This is a genomic window from Paenibacillus sp. MCAF9 (assembly GCF_052114265.1).
Taxonomy (GTDB): domain Bacteria; phylum Bacillota; class Bacilli; order Paenibacillales; family Paenibacillaceae; genus Pristimantibacillus.
Map to the genome: position 1 here is coordinate 82,031 of NZ_JBFREL010000016.1, position 16,885 is coordinate 98,915.

Consider the following 16,885-nt stretch of genomic DNA (forward strand, 5'->3'; position numbering starts at 1 on the left):
TCTTCTTAGATAGATGAATGCGAACAGATAGGTCCTTATTTATTATTAAGGACCTATACTTACTGTTTCCTTGTATTAGTATGCGGCAGCAGATTAACAAAAAGCTTCACCATTCTACTTAGCACACTAATCTCTTGGTAATGGGATAACATTGTTTTTTTCTAGTTTTCTTATTCGGTATTTTAAACTATCATTTTCATTCATAAGCTTAGCTACTTCCTGCGAGTAAATTTCTTTACTATCATTTAAATGTTTTAATTGTTTTTCTAATTGCTCAATCTTATTTTCTAAAATCACATTCTCTATTATATGGATTTCTAATTTTCTCGTATATTCTCTTAATTGGTGTAATTCATTTTCAAGTTTGCCCTTTTCGTTCAGCGACAATATATCTTCTCGTTCTATTTCTCCTATTCGCTCGTCGATGTATTTTTTCAATATGTCTGCTTTAGCATATATACTGCTACGGGATATACCCGAACCTTGTGATACATCCAAAAGAGTAAGTTTACTCTTTTTTATCGCTTTAGAAAGATTACATTGTTGCTGTATAAAGTCTTGTATATATGTCTCGATTTTATTAAATTTTTCTTTCACCTTCAAATCCAAATCATCATAATTTCCATTTTCAATATTATACTTAATAATAAAAGTAGAAATTATGTTATCAATTTCATTACCCAATTTTGACTCTCCTTTTCCACTTTATCAAATCGTGAAATAATATCACTAAGGTTTGGAAATTTCTCCATAACTCTTTCCTCTCCAAGTTCAGATAATTGATTTTTTAACATCATTAATTCAGGATAGTATTTATTTTCAACGAAAGTTTTAAATGATTTTAATTCTAAATCATATTGTCGCTGATACAGCAAGTCTTTTACCGCTACTTGTCGATTGTGTTCAACAATCTTTGCCTTCTCGATAAAACGATTATAGGTGGAGTAGAAGTTCGAAATCTCAATAAATTGGGGTCTAAGGTAGTACCATTTTTCCATTGTTGTCAGTCGGTCTTGTCTGCTACAAAGTAATCCCATTGCTTTCGTACACAGGCCTAATTCTGTTTCCCTGATTGGAGAGTTTTTAAAAAGTTTAATTATCTCATCTATATTCTTGAAAATATTTAGTTTTTTCTTCTTCAAATAATTATTAATGGTTTCGTAAGCCTCTTTAAAAATGGGGTCTTCTATTTCTTTTAAAATTTCTAAATTATCTATATTTTCATGATTTATTTCAAGAAGCCCATTATCTTTTGAAGCTCTTGAGAAAAGTGCTTCTTTTGTGACTTTATCATCTCTGAAATAATGCTTTGTCATATCTTCTTCAAGATGATTCATATGTTTTTTAATCCATTCCAATGAAACTCCTGCATCTCTTAAATCATTCGCAACAGCTACCCGAAATTGATGAAAACTTATATGGTAAAACTTCTTTCCTTCATCTTCTTTGTTAATAAATCGGTACGTTCTAATATGTCTATTCATTATTCTAAAATATTTAACCTTTTTCAAATCATGTTCATCTAACGAATCACAATCAAGGGCCTTTTGATGTCTTATAAAAAAAAGATGTAATTGTTTGTCCAAAGTAGATGCCGAATAGAAACCATCAATACTAGCAGGATTAGCATATAATGCTTTACTACCATTTTTACGTCTATCTATAGTAAGATTCTCAAGTGTACAGTATGCCTCCATACTTATGTCGTTCATTCTAGTTTCTGTCCATTTCCCATCTTTTGATGCAGAGGTCTTATATGTCAAAAATTCTAAGAAATATGCTTTTTTTTCTCCATTTAAAATTGAAATTTCATGTAGACGGTCGATTTCCAGTAAAATAGCTTCCCCCTTCCTCATCCCTATCTGGCTGAATAAAAGTATAATGCATGCAAACATTCTATAAATTATGCTTAGGTCCGAATTCCTCATATCATTCAAGGCAAATTGAATAATTTTGTTAAACAAACTACGAGGAACGTTTGGAGTCTTACCATTCTCTCTCTCCGATTTTATTTGCCATAAATCAAAATCTTTTAATATAAAATCAAAATTGGATACTTTAAACTTATCTTCATCTTCGTATTCCAGTTCTATAAATAACCTTTTTATGTTACCTAACATTCTTCGCTTTGTATTTTCTGAGAGATGTGACTTTAACTCAACATAAGTTTTTAGCACATCTTCATTAATTAAGGTATGTGAGATAATGTTCTCTACTAGTAGATACAAAATAAATTCTCTGCTATCTGAATATGACACTTTAACAGAAGAAAATCTTGATTGGTGATGAAAAGCCTGACGAAGAATCATTCTTTTCAAGAAAACACTATAAGATATATTCTTTATATCCGTAAAATCATATCTGTAAAGAAATGGCTTCCGATGCAATTTATCGAAGTTGCTGAAATCCCAGTAATTATCATGAAAAAATATACCTGGTGCTATTTCAAAAATACGCTCGTATTCATTCTTTTTATTTGTTTGATAGATTGAATCATTAGGGTGTAGTACTTCGTTTACTGAATTCACACTCCAAGGAATGCCGTTAATTATTAAAGTACTCAACTACCCACCTCTTCAACTATGTCATAAATTTTAGAAAGATATGTGCCATGCAGCTCTACCAATCCCTGATAATATTTCCTTTCTACATCATTCAGAGATTCGTCCCGCCGTTTTACATAGTTTGCAATTCTCTCTTCAAAAATGTTTTTCCTAGAAATGGAAGTTATAAATTTGCTACAAGTTAAACATTTGTAATCCGAATCCTCCGAATTAATTTTTATACATTCAACACTTTTACACCCCCCGGAACTTTGTCCAACTTGTGGTAAATTTATAATTTCATTCTCGTTTATAATTACTTCTCCATCAAGATTGACATCCCCAACCGTTATCATATAAGTTGCTTCAATAAATCTTGTAGTCTGTTGTTTTCGATAATGTTTTGACGCTACGCTTGCTGTATTTCCTGTTATTACACCGACTTCTAAAGTAGATATTAATCCATCCTCAACACCTTCCCATACCTTGTTAATAAAAGTATCTCTGGTGTTATAAGCTGTATAACTTTTATCAAGTTTACCTTCACCCAAAAGACTCCTAATAATCTTTCTACAAAAAAAATCTGAGAAACCACTTCCGATTGTTTTCACTTCTGAGGTAAAAGACTTTTGATTATGTGTTAAGAAAATATATTTTCTAATTTCATCAGGCGCTTTACCCGATAGTTCTTTTGTTAACATAATTGCTCTTTCTATGAGAAGAATATCTTCTAATAAAAAGATATCAGTTACTTTTTCGTTATATGATGTTTTACTATAATAAGAAATTTCTCCAGACCCCATAGCTCTACTGATTGATATAATACAATCCCTTTCAAGTCTTAATATTTCACCGAGTCTGAGTTTTGTAGTAGTAGCAAGTTGAAAAATGATATATAACAATGCGCTAGTCACATCTAGTAATGACTTTTCTTTTATCTCTTTTTCAATAATTTTAAAATCACTTTCGTTAAATGGATTTCCTCCATTGTAATCTTTAGGTAACGAAGCTAAATTTTTTATTGCAATCTCTGTTACACCGTATTTAACTTTAAAATGTCTTAGATACTTCCTTATCGCCGCTAAGTGAGAATTTATATAAGAGCTTTTTACTTTTTTACCAGTATTCCTTGATGTTGACATTTGTAATTCACTTCGATATTTAAGCAAAAAATCGTATGAAAATAATCTTTTATCTTTAACCAATTGTCCTCGATTTTCATTAATGTACATATGAGCAGCATTAAGAAAATATATAAGATGTTTAGCATTACTCAACACACTACTATCTGGATAACTGCTCTCCCAGATATATTGTTTAAGCTCCTGCCGAAACTCATCATTTTCCACAATTTCAAAATCTATAGAATAATTCGTCATATACGCATTTGCACGATTATCCATTTTATTAATAATGACCCATTTATCAGTTTTAGGTACTAATTCATGTGGAGTGCGATAGATAAACGAGTAACCTATTTGCGTAAATGTAAAAAATTTATTGTTTGATAACAATGAACTATTAAACTCGGATGAGATAAACAATCTCATTCCAAATTCCTCAGTGTATATATTGTCGAGAAATAAATAAAACCTGATTAAGATACTAGTAGGAGAAAACTGCTTTTCCACACGTTCTAAACTTTCTTTATCTTTAAAATAGTAATATTGCTGAAAAAATGTTTCTCTATTAAATGAGGAGTAATCATTTACTTCTATATTAAGTTCCTTCAAAGAAAGAACGTAAAAGTAAAAGAACAATCGCACATAATAACGATTAACAAATTCAAATCTTGTGTACTTCTCTCCGCACTGAATTAGGAATTTTTTCAAAAGTATATAAATGAATGGGTCGGCAGTATTGATATTTACATTTGCATAAAAAGGGGCTCCGCACTTACCTTCTCTTCCATCATTAATGTAAATTTGAATAATGTGTTCCGAAGGAGTGTTTAAAGGAAAGTTTGTAAAGAATTCGCTCCCCCTTCTATCGGCCTTTTTATAAAGTTCATTGGTTATTAGTAAATGTAAACACTTTTCTAATTCCCTGCTCACATTAACATTGGTAGTATTTTTGGATAAATAAACATAGAACTCACTAATGAGTTCTTGCGACTTAAAAAACCACCCTTCGGACAATTTAAGCACCGAAAGTTTTTGGAACATGTTACAGTAGTTAAACCAATTAACATCCTCAATGCAATTGCAAAACTCTTTCATCGAGTTTAAAAAGCCCATTAATCTAACATTTTTGAACCTGTGTCTATCATTCCGTACTGATGATAAGCTGCTATTTACAAATTCTGCTTTGGACATAAGATTTTCTGCAAAATTAGTAAGAAACGTTTTTAATTCTATATCTTGAAATGAATCCTTGATATATTTGATAACATTTAATTTTTCTTGGTTGGTCAACACTAATCTAATCAAAAAGTATCCCCATCCTTTTAGCATATTCTCTCTGATTTCTCAGCAGCTCCGATTTATCTTCATCATCCGGATTAAAATACTTTAGAACTGTCTGAGTACTTGAATGACGAAGTGCTTTCGCTAATTGCTCCGCGCTATAATTCTCAACACAAGCCTTATACATTGCAAACCCATGCCTGAAGCGGTGGCTTAGATTGTTTTTTCTTACTTTCTCATCAACTTTTATACCTACTGTTTTAAAGATTTCCCTCAATATCTTATTCCACCCTGTTTGAGTTAATGGGGTGTAATGTTGTTTGTTTAAAAAAACATAATAATTTCTATCTAAATCCTTCCTTACAGTGACTTTGTCTGCTATCCCTTTCGTTTCCAAATTGCTTCTCTTTTTATCCGAGCTGTTTAGAAGTATTTCATCTCTTGATTCATCAATATATTCATACAGAAGTCCAAACATTTCATCATCAATTTTAATAACTTGATAACCAATGTTTTCTTCTTGGTAGACTTGTTTCAAATAATCTTCTTTTCTTATAATCTTCATTGAACTCTTAGCATATTGACTAGGGTTATCCGATAGACGGTTACGTAGATATAAGCTATGAGCGCCGTTTCTTCCTTCTAAAATATCCTCAAAAGTCAATCCTAAGATTTCTCCAATACGAAATCCGTACTCATAACTTAACATAATGATAACCTTTTCACGGATGCTATATTTTTGCTCAATTAATTCTATGATTGTTCTATATTCATGTTTCTTAATATATTTAGGTGGTGAAGAATCTCCTCTAATTCTCTTATTTACATCATATCTCTCAAAATTTGTTTTATTAGCATGGCCAAAAAAACCGCCTCCACTATATTTAGAATAAGTTGACTTTTGATGGAGTTCAGAATCATTAACTTTAAACATTTGTCTATAAAAGTCCCTTATTACGGACAAATAAATGTTTATCGTGAGATTCCTTCTAGTTGTCTTTAAGTTCAAGTCAATTAAATTCCCTTTTTTGTAACCACCTTCTAGAAATTCAACCAAACTGGCTACAACATTACTTTCTAAACCTTTTTCATAATTGTTTATATGGTACAAATCAAGAAATGAATAAAACAACTTTAAAGCCGAGAATGCTTGTTCGCGTTTTTTGAAACTTCCGTTACGAAGTATAATATTTAAGTATTTATTCGCAACCTTTATTATGTAACCGTTTAAGGTAGTAATAATAAAATACGTAAAACCTTCATGTATACGAACGAATCCTATTGCTCCTGAAGTTTGAATTAATTTGTTATTACTACCAATCAATTTATATACTGCTCCCAGTGATGTATCCTCTTTAATAACAAACATTAAAATACCCCCTCTCACAATTTCAGTATGTATTCTATATACTTAGATGGTTGATGCTTAGGCGATATCACCATTTTTCTTTAAAATTGATATTTCCAAGTATCTTACTATCTTTTACTATCACCACTGGAGTAAGTATATCAAATTTTTTTCTTTTTTCAAGTCGTTAATTTATCATATACAGAAATTTTATATTATCAAGAAATTGATTTTTATATACAGTAAGATTATAATGAGAATGGATATTTATGAGAACAGGAGTAACTTATGAATTATTTAGGACAAAACGTACGAACTTTTAGGAAAGAAAAGGGATTAACAATTCAACAATTAGCGGATAAATCTAGTTCAAGCATCTCTAGTATTAGTGAAATCGAAAATGGAAAACGTGACCCCACTTTTAAATTAATTTTAAAAATTGCTGAAGCTTTGGAAATCGACGTTGCTAAGTTAGTCACCAATCCAGAAACATTCTTATTTACGCATAAAATAGAAATTTGCTTAAGTTTCAACGATGATATTAATTTTATTGTTATTGGAGAGTCCAAAAGCACTAAAGGAAGTGAAGTACAATGGGGATTGATATTGGAGGTTTCTCAAGAAATCAAGCTTATTGATACGATTTGTTTTTTTAGTAATAATGAAATACAAAGTTCTACTGAATTCTATTCAAGCGAATTAGCAGAATATATTCGTGGGCAAGCACTGAAAATTCTTGTAAATCCAGATATTGAACTTTCTGGCACGTTATCAAAAGCAAGAGAATCAGGATTACCTTGGGAAGAATTCAAAGTAATACTGAATGCATTATTGAAGCTTTAATTTATCGGTCTAATTTTTCTAGAGAAGATATGTAAGTTTTAGTACTCATTTAAACTTTATAAAGCATGATTTCATCTGAAACTTTGTGAGGAACAATCCGGAAGAAACAATATGTAGTAATAAGTTTGACGATGAGCATATACGCCGAATGAATGAGATACAAAATCAAAAATCGCAAAAGTAATAAATGAGCCTTACGAATCGAATTTGGATGAGGGATTTATAGGTACCAACAGCAATTTAATTTCAGAGATGCTCCTAACCGGTGAATGCGGACCCGATTTGAGTTCCCCTAGATACCAAAGTGTTATCGTAATCGAATTTAGAATAAGGAGAATATAATGATTAAGAACACTACAAAATTCGTAAATAATAATCCCGTTACCTCAATGATTATTCTTGTATTATTAGTGCCTTTATTCCTGAACTATATTCTATTTTCTTGGAAGATGCCTGGCTTATCAGGTAATCTTTCTGATTGGATGGGATTTTTAAGCAACTACTCAGGCGGAATAATAGGTGGTGTCGTTGCTTTAATTATCACTAGAGTACAAATTAATTCTCAAAAAGAAGAGAATCGAATTAATAGGGAAATAGCACAACTACCTCACCTTACAAAAATAAAGTTAGAAATTATTAAAATTAAAGAAAATTTGATATCAATTAAACGTGTTGCTGATGGATTGAAAGAAGCAGGAAAAGACTTAAGCATTCCTAACGAAATCTCTAGTAATTTAAACGGAAATTTATTTTTGCAAGGTATAATGTCAGAAAATAGATATACTCAGCTTCACTTCCTAGACATGTTAAATCAAGATACTTTTAATGAAGCACATTTCATTAACGATATTATATTTCAGACTAATATTATTGAAACATTAAATAAGTTTGATAGTGTTTTTAATACCTTATATTTTGATTTAAAACGTAAATGGATACGTCAAGATGAAGTGGATAAAATGATAGATTTATTGAAGGAGAAGGAAGAGAAGACAATTACAGAAATCGAGTTATTAAGGCAATATCAAAATGAGTACTCAGAATTACTATTACAGACCACCGTGTATGGAAATAAAAAACATGAAGTATGGAACGGGTTATATGAAAATAATTTTTATTTCCAAAAAATTGATGAAACTCTTAATAATATTGAGCTGAAAATAAGCGAAATTGGTGTTCTGATTACAACTAAATTATAGATTAAAAGTATTTCAAAGATTATCTCGACCTCCAGAGTAATACCACATTCACTTCGGGCATTCATCCAATGTCCGTTAGATACATCTAGACGAATGAGAATCAGACGAATACATCAGAGAATTTAAAATAATGTTAACCGATAATTAAAACAAGCAGCGGTTGTCTAGGACCTTATAGAGGTACCTTGAACAACCGCTGTGTCTTTAAGTGTCTCTAATAGGTCAATCATGATTACCCTGTGACTTTTTTAAAGATATTGGTTAACATCAATCTCAATAAAGTATTATTTTTTTTATTTCATAATCGGTTTACCTAGTCCTTTTAATTTAGCGTTTAATGCTGTTTTCCGTTCTTCCAATTTTTTAGGCTGAATGAAATAAAAATCAAATAATAAATCGAGCACTTCAAGAAGCCATTCAGCTTCACCTGGTTCGACATCAACTATTTCCCCAGTATTTGTATTCTTCAAAGGATGCGCAGCAAAGTTACCTATATTTCGAACAGCATCTACCGCATCTAAAATAACAGTAGGCACTTGTTGGGTCGCTAAGAATTCATCTATTTCATGAGCTAAGTTTTTTTTTCTTATGTTTAATTTGTTGTGTAAAAAATTCTGTAAACATCTTCGACTTAACGCAGCACTAGCCTTACAACTTATCGGAAGTACTAGTACGGCCTCATCATAATCACTTCTAAACATTGCTGGAACTTCATCAGATAATGTTTTTGTGACTTTTCCTAGTGGATATACAAGCTTTACTACGGTCGGATTATGAATTGATGTAATATTACCTTGAGAAGAGACATAGTACTCCCCTTCTTGATAAATTAGAATAAGTTCACTACACGCTGGGCAGAAACCAGCAGAGAAACCTATTCCCTTTTCATAGTCTTCGTCAGCAGGAAATGCCATATCATTTTCACTGTCAAAATGTATGCTCTTAGAACAATAAGGACAAAAAATAGTAAAACCTCCCCCACATTTAATAAAAGCATTGCTATATTATAATAATAGCACAAGTAAATTGCCTCTATGAAAAGCTTTCTCCCTAGCTAAAAACTTCAAACTGTTAAACGAAGTATAGGAATGATTTAATCAAGTCAAATAAATTTACAAACAGAGAAAAATTGAATGGAACAGATGTGGTTGCTCCTTTTATATTCATTGAACTCGCTGAAAACTATACCTCGATAACAATCTAGAAAATGAACCAGTATTGGCGGAGTTTAATATTTGTATATTCCTCAGCTGTAGATGAAATTAGTATTCCGACGGCTACAGCACAGGCTCTACCGGCTGCAATCACTACACTAGAACAAAACCAACATATCCGCATTATAAAGCTTCTGTAACGTAATTTATGGCTTATTGGTACAATTGATTTTCTAAATCGAATTTAATGTGTTTTTGAATCGGCACATGCCGTGACTTCTGAACAAAAATCTAAAGATTTCTCTAAACCATCACACTTAAGCAAGCGCAAAAAATAGTCATATATAATATAAGATAATAATTCTATATCAAAAAAAAATGAGTAATCAATATTTGATTACTCAAGTTAATATATTCTTTTATTTACAACACCTTGCCTTTTTTGATTAAGTATTGATATGCATTTGGCAATGTGCTGTTTTCTAAGAAATCAGTATGGTTTTTATAGAATTCTGTCGACTCCTTCTTAATTGCTATACAAACACTTCTTAGTGTTTTGAAGGAAGAATAATCAAAGTGTTCTCCATTAAATTCAGCTTCCACAAACCGGTTCGATGACACCCCATTTGATAGAAGAAGGTCAAAAAGAACCTTCCCTTTATATTGGGATTGTAAGTCATGTTCAATACATATAATATCATCAATCGGGCTCATATAAGATGTGGAAAAAATTATAAATGGATACCCTTCATTATTTCCGCTTTTTTGAATTTCATAGTTTTTTAACATGTAATCGCACCTTTTTAATGAAAAGGAATTTTATCATTTGGAAACAGATTGTAAGTCCATGTGAGTTGTTTCAATTAATGATAAAACATCTGAAATAATCAGGTCAGCTTCCTGCTTAGTCTCAATTATTTTGGTATCCGCATCAATCGCACTAACGTGGAATAACACATGCCTATTCTTTTTATAATAATCATACAATGCTTCTACTACAGAAGTCGTTACACCATCATTAATTATGTTCTTATTTCTTAAGTTTAAAACATGTTTTGGCCCATTTGGTTGAAATGTACCTCCAAAACCTTCTTTTCCAACAATTATCCCCTTATTCCTTAATATACCCTTTAAATAGCCCTCTAACACTTTTAAAGCCGGAAATACTATCGGAGAATAATCTTCAAATGGCATATCCACCTTTTGCAGCATTAAAGAACCGGCTAATATCTTTTTAAGATTATCATCTAAGATATTATAGGCACAAGGCAATAATTCCTTCATTTCGTTCCGAACTTCCAAAGCAGTTACTTTAACATCTAGATGTTCGTTCTGGTTTGCAATAACTTGGTCAAAATCAATGAATGCCGAAAGGAAAATAGTAACTTCGTGATACAGATACATCGGTTTACCCTGTATTTGCAGAGTTTTGTTATCAAAATACACCAGGGTGATTTTGTCTCCAATATTACTAGAAAATTGTAGCATTCGACTTTTGTTTACTTCATTTCTTTTTTCTTTAATTAAACCAATTCCTTGTAATTGAGTGAGATATTCAATTAACTCTTGAAAAGCTTCCTTTTCAACTGACTTAATGGAATGTGACTTACTCTTTATATCGGCATTTTTATATTCAATTTTATTCATGATAAAATCAGCAAGTTTTATGCTAATATCTTTATTTTTCCCTACTGGAAGCATTGTAGTCTTTCCTTTGCTAAAATAGAAATCTAGAGAAACTTCTTTCTCATCACCTTTAATAATACATCTATGTTGCGTACCACTTATTAGGTTTATGTCCGAGACCTCACTAGTTGAAAAATTAGCATCAGCAAATTCCGTTATCCAGTCAGGAAGCTTTTCCTTATCTACATGCAATCCTTTATAGGTTCCTTTACTCATTTGCTCATTCTCCTCAAACTGTGAAATTAAAATAAGATTGCTTATATTAAAACAATATTAATAGCTTTCCAGGACTCTTTCTGTTTCTTCTTATCAAAAGTTGGAATAACATCAAACCTCACTCTAATGCCTTCCTTCGGCTCACCCTTAATATCAGATTTATAACAGAAGAATGATTCTTCCTGACTTTTTATAAAGCAGAATGGTTTATCTTCTTTTACTTGTATAAGGTCCCCTTTTAATGCTTTTCTCAGTTGATTCTTTCTTTTAACATCTATAACATCTTTTAAACTATTAAAGCCCGTTGCCCAATATGCTCTACATTGTGTAAGAACAAATTTATAATTTATACTTTTTGTATTGGGAAGCCCAGTACTGGTATCAATAATGAGCTGTTCTACATCTTCTTTTACTGCCCATTTATTGTTTTCCCTTATAAACTTATATAACATTAGATGATAGTACGATTCTTCCATTCTATTTAATTCTTTACACAAAATTGCGATTTCATATAGCATAGTAACTATGCTTTCTAGTTTGAAAGAAAGTGTTGCAGCCAAGTACATCTTTTCAAGAGCTTTTTCTCTTTCACCAGCGTTTTTTAAAATTGTCGCGTGTTGGTTCGCAATCCACCATTCTACCCTTTTGTTCCTGCAAAGTTCCTCTAGGATTTCAATTGCCTTAGCTGTATCACCCAATTTTGCATAAGCATGGGCTTCTAAGCTTCTAAAAAACTTTGCTTGCTGATTTGCTTGGCTTATAATGTCTCCTACCAATTGAATGGCTTCATGATATTTTTCTTGGAGAATCAGACAACGAACCTTATGTTGATGCCATAGTAAGTGATAGCTCCAACCTGGGCGTCCCTTTTCATCTATCATAGTTTTTTTATCTAAAGAATCGGGATTTATTTTATCGACCCATTGGACCGCAATGTTCCACTTCTTGAATTGTTTAGCCTTTTTAAGCACGGCTAACACTGTTGTGTTTTTTTGTTGGTCTTCTGGGTCTAGATTCATTATTTTGTATGCTATAGAAAGGGTGTTAGTTATAGCCTCATTTTCTTTAACTTGTTTTAAATAACCTATATAGGTCCAAATGATTTCATCTCGACACCATTTAAAGTCAACAAAGATTTTTTCACATTCGTTTGCTAAAAGAAAAGCATCTTCGTATTTCTTTAACTTGCGAAGACAATGTAAGTATCCGGCTGCATCAAATTTGTCCTTAGAACTATTCCACAATTCTTTGTAAATAGGCAATGCTTCTTCCACATTGCCCAATTTTCTTAAGGAGTTTGCCTGTTCCTTTTGTTGATACACAGTGTTCATTACATCACCTTTTACTATTATAATTGTCCTGTGGTTTTAAAATGCAATTTGGCAATGTTTATTAGTTCTTGTTTCCCATGTTCAAAAACAAACTGTTTTGCTGCTTGAACCGTTTGTGTTGAAGCTCCTTTTGGCAACTTTAACTTATACTCATTAGAGAGTATAGTTAATCGGCTAACAAATTCATTTCTCGCAAGAATGCTGGCTGCTGCAACAGAAATAATTTCTTCAGCTTTATGCCTTTGATATAAGGTAATGGTTTTCCCTTTGTCTAGTAAAGCTTTCTTGATAAGGCCCTCATCGCCAAATTGGTCGGAAAGAGCAAACTGACAAGCCGTTTTCTCTATCAAGTTTTCAATTGCCCTAGCATGTCCCCATGCTAAAAGCTTGTTTAGATTGTTAATTTTATCGTAAAGCTCATTATATTTTTTATTTCCTATTGTTACTATTGTATAAGGGCAAAGCTTTTTAATTTTCACCGATAACTCAGCAATTTGCTTGTCAGATAACTTTTTACTATCCATCACACCTATTTGTTTGAGGTATTCTACATTCCCCTTGGAAACAAACACGCCAGCTATTACTAATGGACCAAAATAATCACCTTTACCTGATTCATCGATACCAATTATTTCTTCGGGGAATTCTTCTGAAGATAATGGAGGTTTGCTAGATTTTGTGGCTTTAGTGGTTTTATTTGCTTTTGTAGTGGGTGACTTTGTAACTTCGATTTGACCATTTGAAGATATTAAACTTTCTATCGTTGAAAGAAAATCCGAATCTTTTAGTTGAGAAAAATCAAATCTTACACCTTTTTTTCCTTCATAAATCCGTATGACCCCATTCTTTTTGTTTAATGATAAATCGAACTGGAGGCCGTAACTGATTTCTTTTATATCTTTCACTATATATCCATATGATTCTGCAAAGGTTTTAAAGTTATTAAAAAGCTCAAATTTGTCTTTACCAGTAATCATCAGACGCTCCTACTGAAAGTTTATTTGCTTTCATTTTAATTGCAATAATTTTGTAAAATTTTGTTGCTTAATTGTAGCATATATCTGCTATTAATATAACAATAATATTAGGACTTTACCAACGATGATTACAGAATTGATATTATTCGACTCCAATTTTCATCTCCCGTATGTGTACTTCTTTACTGAACATCTCCTTAATATAGAGCTTACTTCTTTATAAGATATCTAATCGTGTTTTACACTTTTTTTCTATCACTTTAATTATTCCCAAATACCCTTTTCTTATTTAGATTTATTAAACGGAGATGAAATATTTCGTATCAATTTCCCCAGAGCCCCCCCACACTAAGGCTCCATTCTATTTATTCAACATTAATCTCACTTTCCAATGTTATTGCTACATTCTACTCTGAACACCGTCTAAATTTATGGACAAAAATAATAGTCACCATAAACTATATCGCTGTATAAAAAAAGAACCAAAGTATTCTTTGATTCTATTAACTCTGTACACTTATTTTAGTAACCATAAACCCACGTCAACAGAAATACTATCATAGTCAATAGAAGCCGTTTCTTCCTGTAGCAGTACAGGCTGCTTTACGCTGCTCCCTGTTTTTGCGCTCGAAGCAGCAGCTTTGCCTGAGCCTGTCCCCCAATGACTGCGCCAGCCATCTTGGAAAGCTTTTTCCGCCAGCTGCTTCGTCTCGAAAGATTTAAACTTCGCATCCTGTACTCCGCTAACCTGCGCTTGGCACTCGGGCCATGAAGTATATATCCCTGTTTTCTTGCCAACCCAGACGACATAATATTTTCCTTTTGCCATTGACCAAAATACCACCTTTGTTAAAGTCCTTATTCATACTTTATTTCCAACTGCTTATATTCGAATAAAACGCTATATTACATTTAGTTCTATCTATTATAAAACGTCCTTGCCTTAAAGCAACTATGCTCGATTACCTTCATTTTTAATTGGTCTGCCCTTAGACGTTATGGTGCATGAAAGCAAATATCCCAGTCCCAAGAAACAAAGCGGAATCGTCGGATAAAAATATCTTGGCGTAGGCGAGAAGGGAAGATACAGCAGTATGCTAAACACGGCGAGCAATGCAATCATCATATACATCGCATTTCTTCTTTCAAGGATAATGATCTTCATGAGTCCACCCAAACCAATGACCATAACGATCATATGCAAAATGGTTATCAGCTTGGACAATAGCTTATTTACTGTTATATATCCTAAACCCGGAAAAATCTCACTAATATAAATTAGCAGCTTGCCCCAGCTGTACCAGCTCAGGTAAGTGAAAAATTCATTGCGGAAACCACTGATGATTCGCTCATAAGCTATTCTCCCCATTTCCGCGGGATCTTGTTTAACGTCAACATGAGGACTCCGTTCAAAAGGATAAGAGCCCCATAACAACGGATTTCCCGTCTGCTCCGCGAGCAACAGCATCTTATCTAAGGTCATCCAATTGCGAATCCACCAGGGCAGCATCGTTGCAGCAAATCCAATCGTAATCACGGAGATCGCTTTTAGCACAGCTGCCATTCCATGTTTTCTGCCGTATACCGCTACACCAGCTAGCAAAACTACAATAAAGGGAACGATCGTTGGACGAATCAGTACACAAATGCCGAAGACTACTCCTAGTGATAGAAACCATCTAAGCTTTGTCTCCTGTGCACACCTCACTAAAAGATAAATAAACAATAGAAAAAATAAACCGTATAACGTTTCTGTTAAAAGATACATTGGCGATAAAATAAACGTGGGATGCAATAAATAACAAGCCATTATCAACAGACTAATGCCCGTATGCGCAAACATTCGTCTCGCAATCCTATACATGATAACTGCGCATATAAGCTGAATCAATATTTGCAGCGCCTGAATTTGTACGACTGGGGGACGATCTCCCGCATATCCAAATACGGCATAACAGCCAGCCAAAAAAAGAGGATAACCTGGCGTTGTAAACGCATTAGGTTTTTCTGAATAAGCATATGGCGCATATCCGTAAACGCCCTCGTGAAGCAGCTGCAGCACCATTTTATTATAGCCAACCTCGTCACCCGTCAGCTTTTTATCCCAATCCGTATAATAGCAGCGAAGCAGCAAGCCTAGCACAAGCAATATAGTGAAAATGACCGTTTTGGCTCTGATAGCCATATCGTGTTCAACCCTTTTTTAATATATTGTACGATATCTGAACTTCCTTACATTTCCAAATGACCACACTTGAACGATTGTAGCATTATTCTAATCTTGCAGCCAATGAAGTTTTTTTCATAAAAACACAAAAAAAGACTGCTCCTCTTGGCATGTTGCCTTTGGAGACAGCCGTCATTTGTTTTCCATTCGCATTTTACTTTATACGAGTACTTTACTGAAGATTCCATCAAAATAAGCCCGCAAATCAACTTTTATCGGCATAAAATAAATATGGCTGTTCGTCTTCTTCGTAAACGCTAATGCTTGCCTCGCAAAATCGATATTCCACTCAAGCGTCGGTTGAAAATCAGCTGGGAATACAACATGATTTCTTGTTTCCCAATATTTTTGCGATTTGTCCGATACGACCGGCGATACGCCCCAGAAAATTTCGGAGCCCTTCACCATATCTGAATACTGCTCCATCAAGCTCAGGTCAAAAAATGGCTGCGTGAAGAAACCGTCTGCTCCCGCTTCAAGCTTCTTTTGTACATACTCATATTCCTCGTCCATGCTGCCACGATAAGGATCTATCGCTGAATACACCTTAATATGGGGGTAATCCTTCTTGATCTTGGCAATCAAGTCTAAACAAGTCGTCGGATAAACAACCTTCTCGCTATTTTTTGGAACATCGCCGGTTACGACGAGCACCTCAGTAATGTTATGTTTGTCTAAGCGTTCTATGAATTGCAGCGGTTCTACACAGTCGAAGTCCATGGCCCGGATATGGGGAATGCTAGACTCATATAGAGGTTTGCAAATGCAGGATGCCTCCCAGCTGCGCAGCTCGAACCTTGTCAAATCAGGAATATTAATTGTATTGATAGCAGGAAACTGTGTTTTAATTAAATCCAGCTCCGCCTTCAGCTGGGCCTCGTCTCTTGGAACCAGCTCTAATGAAATTCTCACCTCATAAGCCCCTTACTCTATATAGAATGAATAGAATCCATGCT

14 protein-coding genes are annotated in these 16,885 nt (G+C 33.2%); 2 read left to right on the forward strand and 12 right to left on the reverse strand.

The features are described 5' to 3' along the window. Positions 1 to 126: 126 nt before the first annotated feature. Genes AB4Z45_RS21710 through AB4Z45_RS21725 form a run of 4 tightly spaced genes read right to left on the reverse strand, consistent with a single transcriptional unit; the run spans position 127 to position 6,317 of the window. Positions 127 to 684 carry a hypothetical protein gene (locus AB4Z45_RS21710; protein WP_441911479.1) on the reverse strand — a complete coding sequence of 186 codons (558 nt, stop codon included), beginning with the start codon at positions 682 to 684 and terminating at the stop codon, positions 127 to 129. Continuing rightward, positions 660 to 2,564 carry a tyrosine-type recombinase/integrase gene (locus AB4Z45_RS21715; protein ID WP_441911481.1) on the reverse strand — a complete coding sequence of 635 codons (1,905 nt, stop codon included), beginning with the start codon at positions 2,562 to 2,564 and terminating at the stop codon, positions 660 to 662. The genes AB4Z45_RS21710 and AB4Z45_RS21715 overlap by 25 nt, the downstream gene beginning before the upstream one ends. Further along, positions 2,561 to 4,972, reverse strand: a complete 2,412-nt coding sequence (locus AB4Z45_RS21720) for a hypothetical protein (protein ID WP_441911483.1) — start codon at positions 4,970 to 4,972, stop codon at positions 2,561 to 2,563. The genes AB4Z45_RS21715 and AB4Z45_RS21720 overlap by 4 nt, the downstream gene beginning before the upstream one ends. Next, positions 4,965 to 6,317: a tyrosine-type recombinase/integrase gene (locus AB4Z45_RS21725; RefSeq protein ID WP_441911485.1), complete on the reverse strand. Its 1,353-nt coding sequence runs from the start codon at positions 6,315 to 6,317 to the stop codon at positions 4,965 to 4,967. Before AB4Z45_RS21725 ends, AB4Z45_RS21720 begins: the two co-directional genes overlap by 8 nt. 267 nt (positions 6,318 to 6,584) lie before the next feature. Here AB4Z45_RS21725 and AB4Z45_RS21730 point away from each other — a divergent pair, with 267 nt between their 5' ends. Further along, on the forward strand, positions 6,585 to 7,139 hold the full coding sequence (locus tag AB4Z45_RS21730) for a helix-turn-helix domain-containing protein (protein WP_441911487.1): 555 nt from the start codon (positions 6,585 to 6,587) through the stop codon (positions 7,137 to 7,139). A gap of 341 nt (positions 7,140 to 7,480) precedes the next feature. After that, positions 7,481 to 8,338 carry a hypothetical protein gene (locus AB4Z45_RS21735; protein ID WP_441911488.1) on the forward strand — a complete coding sequence of 286 codons (858 nt, stop codon included), beginning with the start codon at positions 7,481 to 7,483 and terminating at the stop codon, positions 8,336 to 8,338. 293 nt (positions 8,339 to 8,631) lie between these two features. Here the strand turns inward: AB4Z45_RS21735 and AB4Z45_RS21740 are convergent, their stop codons facing one another. From AB4Z45_RS21740 to AB4Z45_RS21775, 8 genes are all read right to left on the reverse strand, one after another. Beyond that, positions 8,632 to 9,252, reverse strand: coding sequence for a DUF4145 domain-containing protein (locus AB4Z45_RS21740; protein WP_441911490.1), 621 nt, complete (start codon positions 9,250 to 9,252; stop codon positions 8,632 to 8,634). 663 nt (positions 9,253 to 9,915) lie between these two features. Then, on the reverse strand, positions 9,916 to 10,281 hold the full coding sequence (locus AB4Z45_RS21745) for a type II toxin-antitoxin system RnlB family antitoxin (protein ID WP_441911492.1): 366 nt from the start codon (positions 10,279 to 10,281) through the stop codon (positions 9,916 to 9,918). A 33-nt stretch (positions 10,282 to 10,314) separates the two neighbouring features. Beyond that, positions 10,315 to 11,394 carry a type II toxin-antitoxin system RnlA family toxin gene (locus AB4Z45_RS21750; protein ID WP_441911494.1) on the reverse strand — a complete coding sequence of 360 codons (1,080 nt, stop codon included), beginning with the start codon at positions 11,392 to 11,394 and terminating at the stop codon, positions 10,315 to 10,317. A 41-nt stretch (positions 11,395 to 11,435) separates the two neighbouring features. Then, positions 11,436 to 12,725: a tetratricopeptide repeat protein gene (locus AB4Z45_RS21755; protein WP_441911495.1), complete on the reverse strand. Its 1,290-nt coding sequence runs from the start codon at positions 12,723 to 12,725 to the stop codon at positions 11,436 to 11,438. Positions 12,726 to 12,742: 17 nt separating this feature from the next. Continuing rightward, the gene (gene rnhC / locus AB4Z45_RS21760) at positions 12,743 to 13,702 is read right to left on the reverse strand and encodes a ribonuclease HIII (protein WP_441911497.1); all 960 of its coding nucleotides are present in this window, start codon (positions 13,700 to 13,702) and stop codon (positions 12,743 to 12,745) included. A 517-nt stretch (positions 13,703 to 14,219) separates the two neighbouring features. Further along, positions 14,220 to 14,531, reverse strand: coding sequence for a ribonuclease H1 domain-containing protein (locus tag AB4Z45_RS21765; protein ID WP_441911499.1), 312 nt, complete (start codon positions 14,529 to 14,531; stop codon positions 14,220 to 14,222). 123 nt (positions 14,532 to 14,654) lie between these two features. Then, positions 14,655 to 15,887, reverse strand: coding sequence for a glycosyltransferase family 39 protein (locus AB4Z45_RS21770; protein ID WP_441911501.1), 1,233 nt, complete (start codon positions 15,885 to 15,887; stop codon positions 14,655 to 14,657). Between the two features lie 201 nt (positions 15,888 to 16,088). Beyond that, on the reverse strand, positions 16,089 to 16,841 hold the full coding sequence (locus AB4Z45_RS21775; protein ID WP_441911502.1) for a methylenetetrahydrofolate reductase: 753 nt from the start codon (positions 16,839 to 16,841) through the stop codon (positions 16,089 to 16,091). Positions 16,842 to 16,885 lie beyond the last annotated feature (44 nt).

Coding starts and splice junctions, on each gene's coding strand:
- AB4Z45_RS21755 (WP_441911495.1), bottom strand. CDS start 12,725: ATGAACACTGTGTATCAACAAAAGGAACAGGCAAACTCCTTAAGAAAA.
- AB4Z45_RS21770 (WP_441911501.1), bottom strand. CDS start 15,887: ATGGCTATCAGAGCCAAAACGGTCATTTTCACTATATTGCTTGTGCTA.
- AB4Z45_RS21750 (WP_441911494.1), bottom strand. CDS start 11,394: ATGAGTAAAGGAACCTATAAAGGATTGCATGTAGATAAGGAAAAGCTT.
- AB4Z45_RS21765 (WP_441911499.1), bottom strand. CDS start 14,531: ATGGCAAAAGGAAAATATTATGTCGTCTGGGTTGGCAAGAAAACAGGG.
- rnhC (WP_441911497.1), bottom strand. CDS start 13,702: ATGATTACTGGTAAAGACAAATTTGAGCTTTTTAATAACTTTAAAACC.
- AB4Z45_RS21745 (WP_441911492.1), bottom strand. CDS start 10,281: ATGTTAAAAAACTATGAAATTCAAAAAAGCGGAAATAATGAAGGGTAT.
- AB4Z45_RS21735 (WP_441911488.1), top strand. CDS start 7,481: ATGATTAAGAACACTACAAAATTCGTAAATAATAATCCCGTTACCTCA.
- AB4Z45_RS21740 (WP_441911490.1), bottom strand. CDS start 9,252: ATGGCATTTCCTGCTGACGAAGACTATGAAAAGGGAATAGGTTTCTCT.
- AB4Z45_RS21730 (WP_441911487.1), top strand. CDS start 6,585: ATGAATTATTTAGGACAAAACGTACGAACTTTTAGGAAAGAAAAGGGA.
- AB4Z45_RS21725 (WP_441911485.1), bottom strand. CDS start 6,317: ATGTTTGTTATTAAAGAGGATACATCACTGGGAGCAGTATATAAATTG.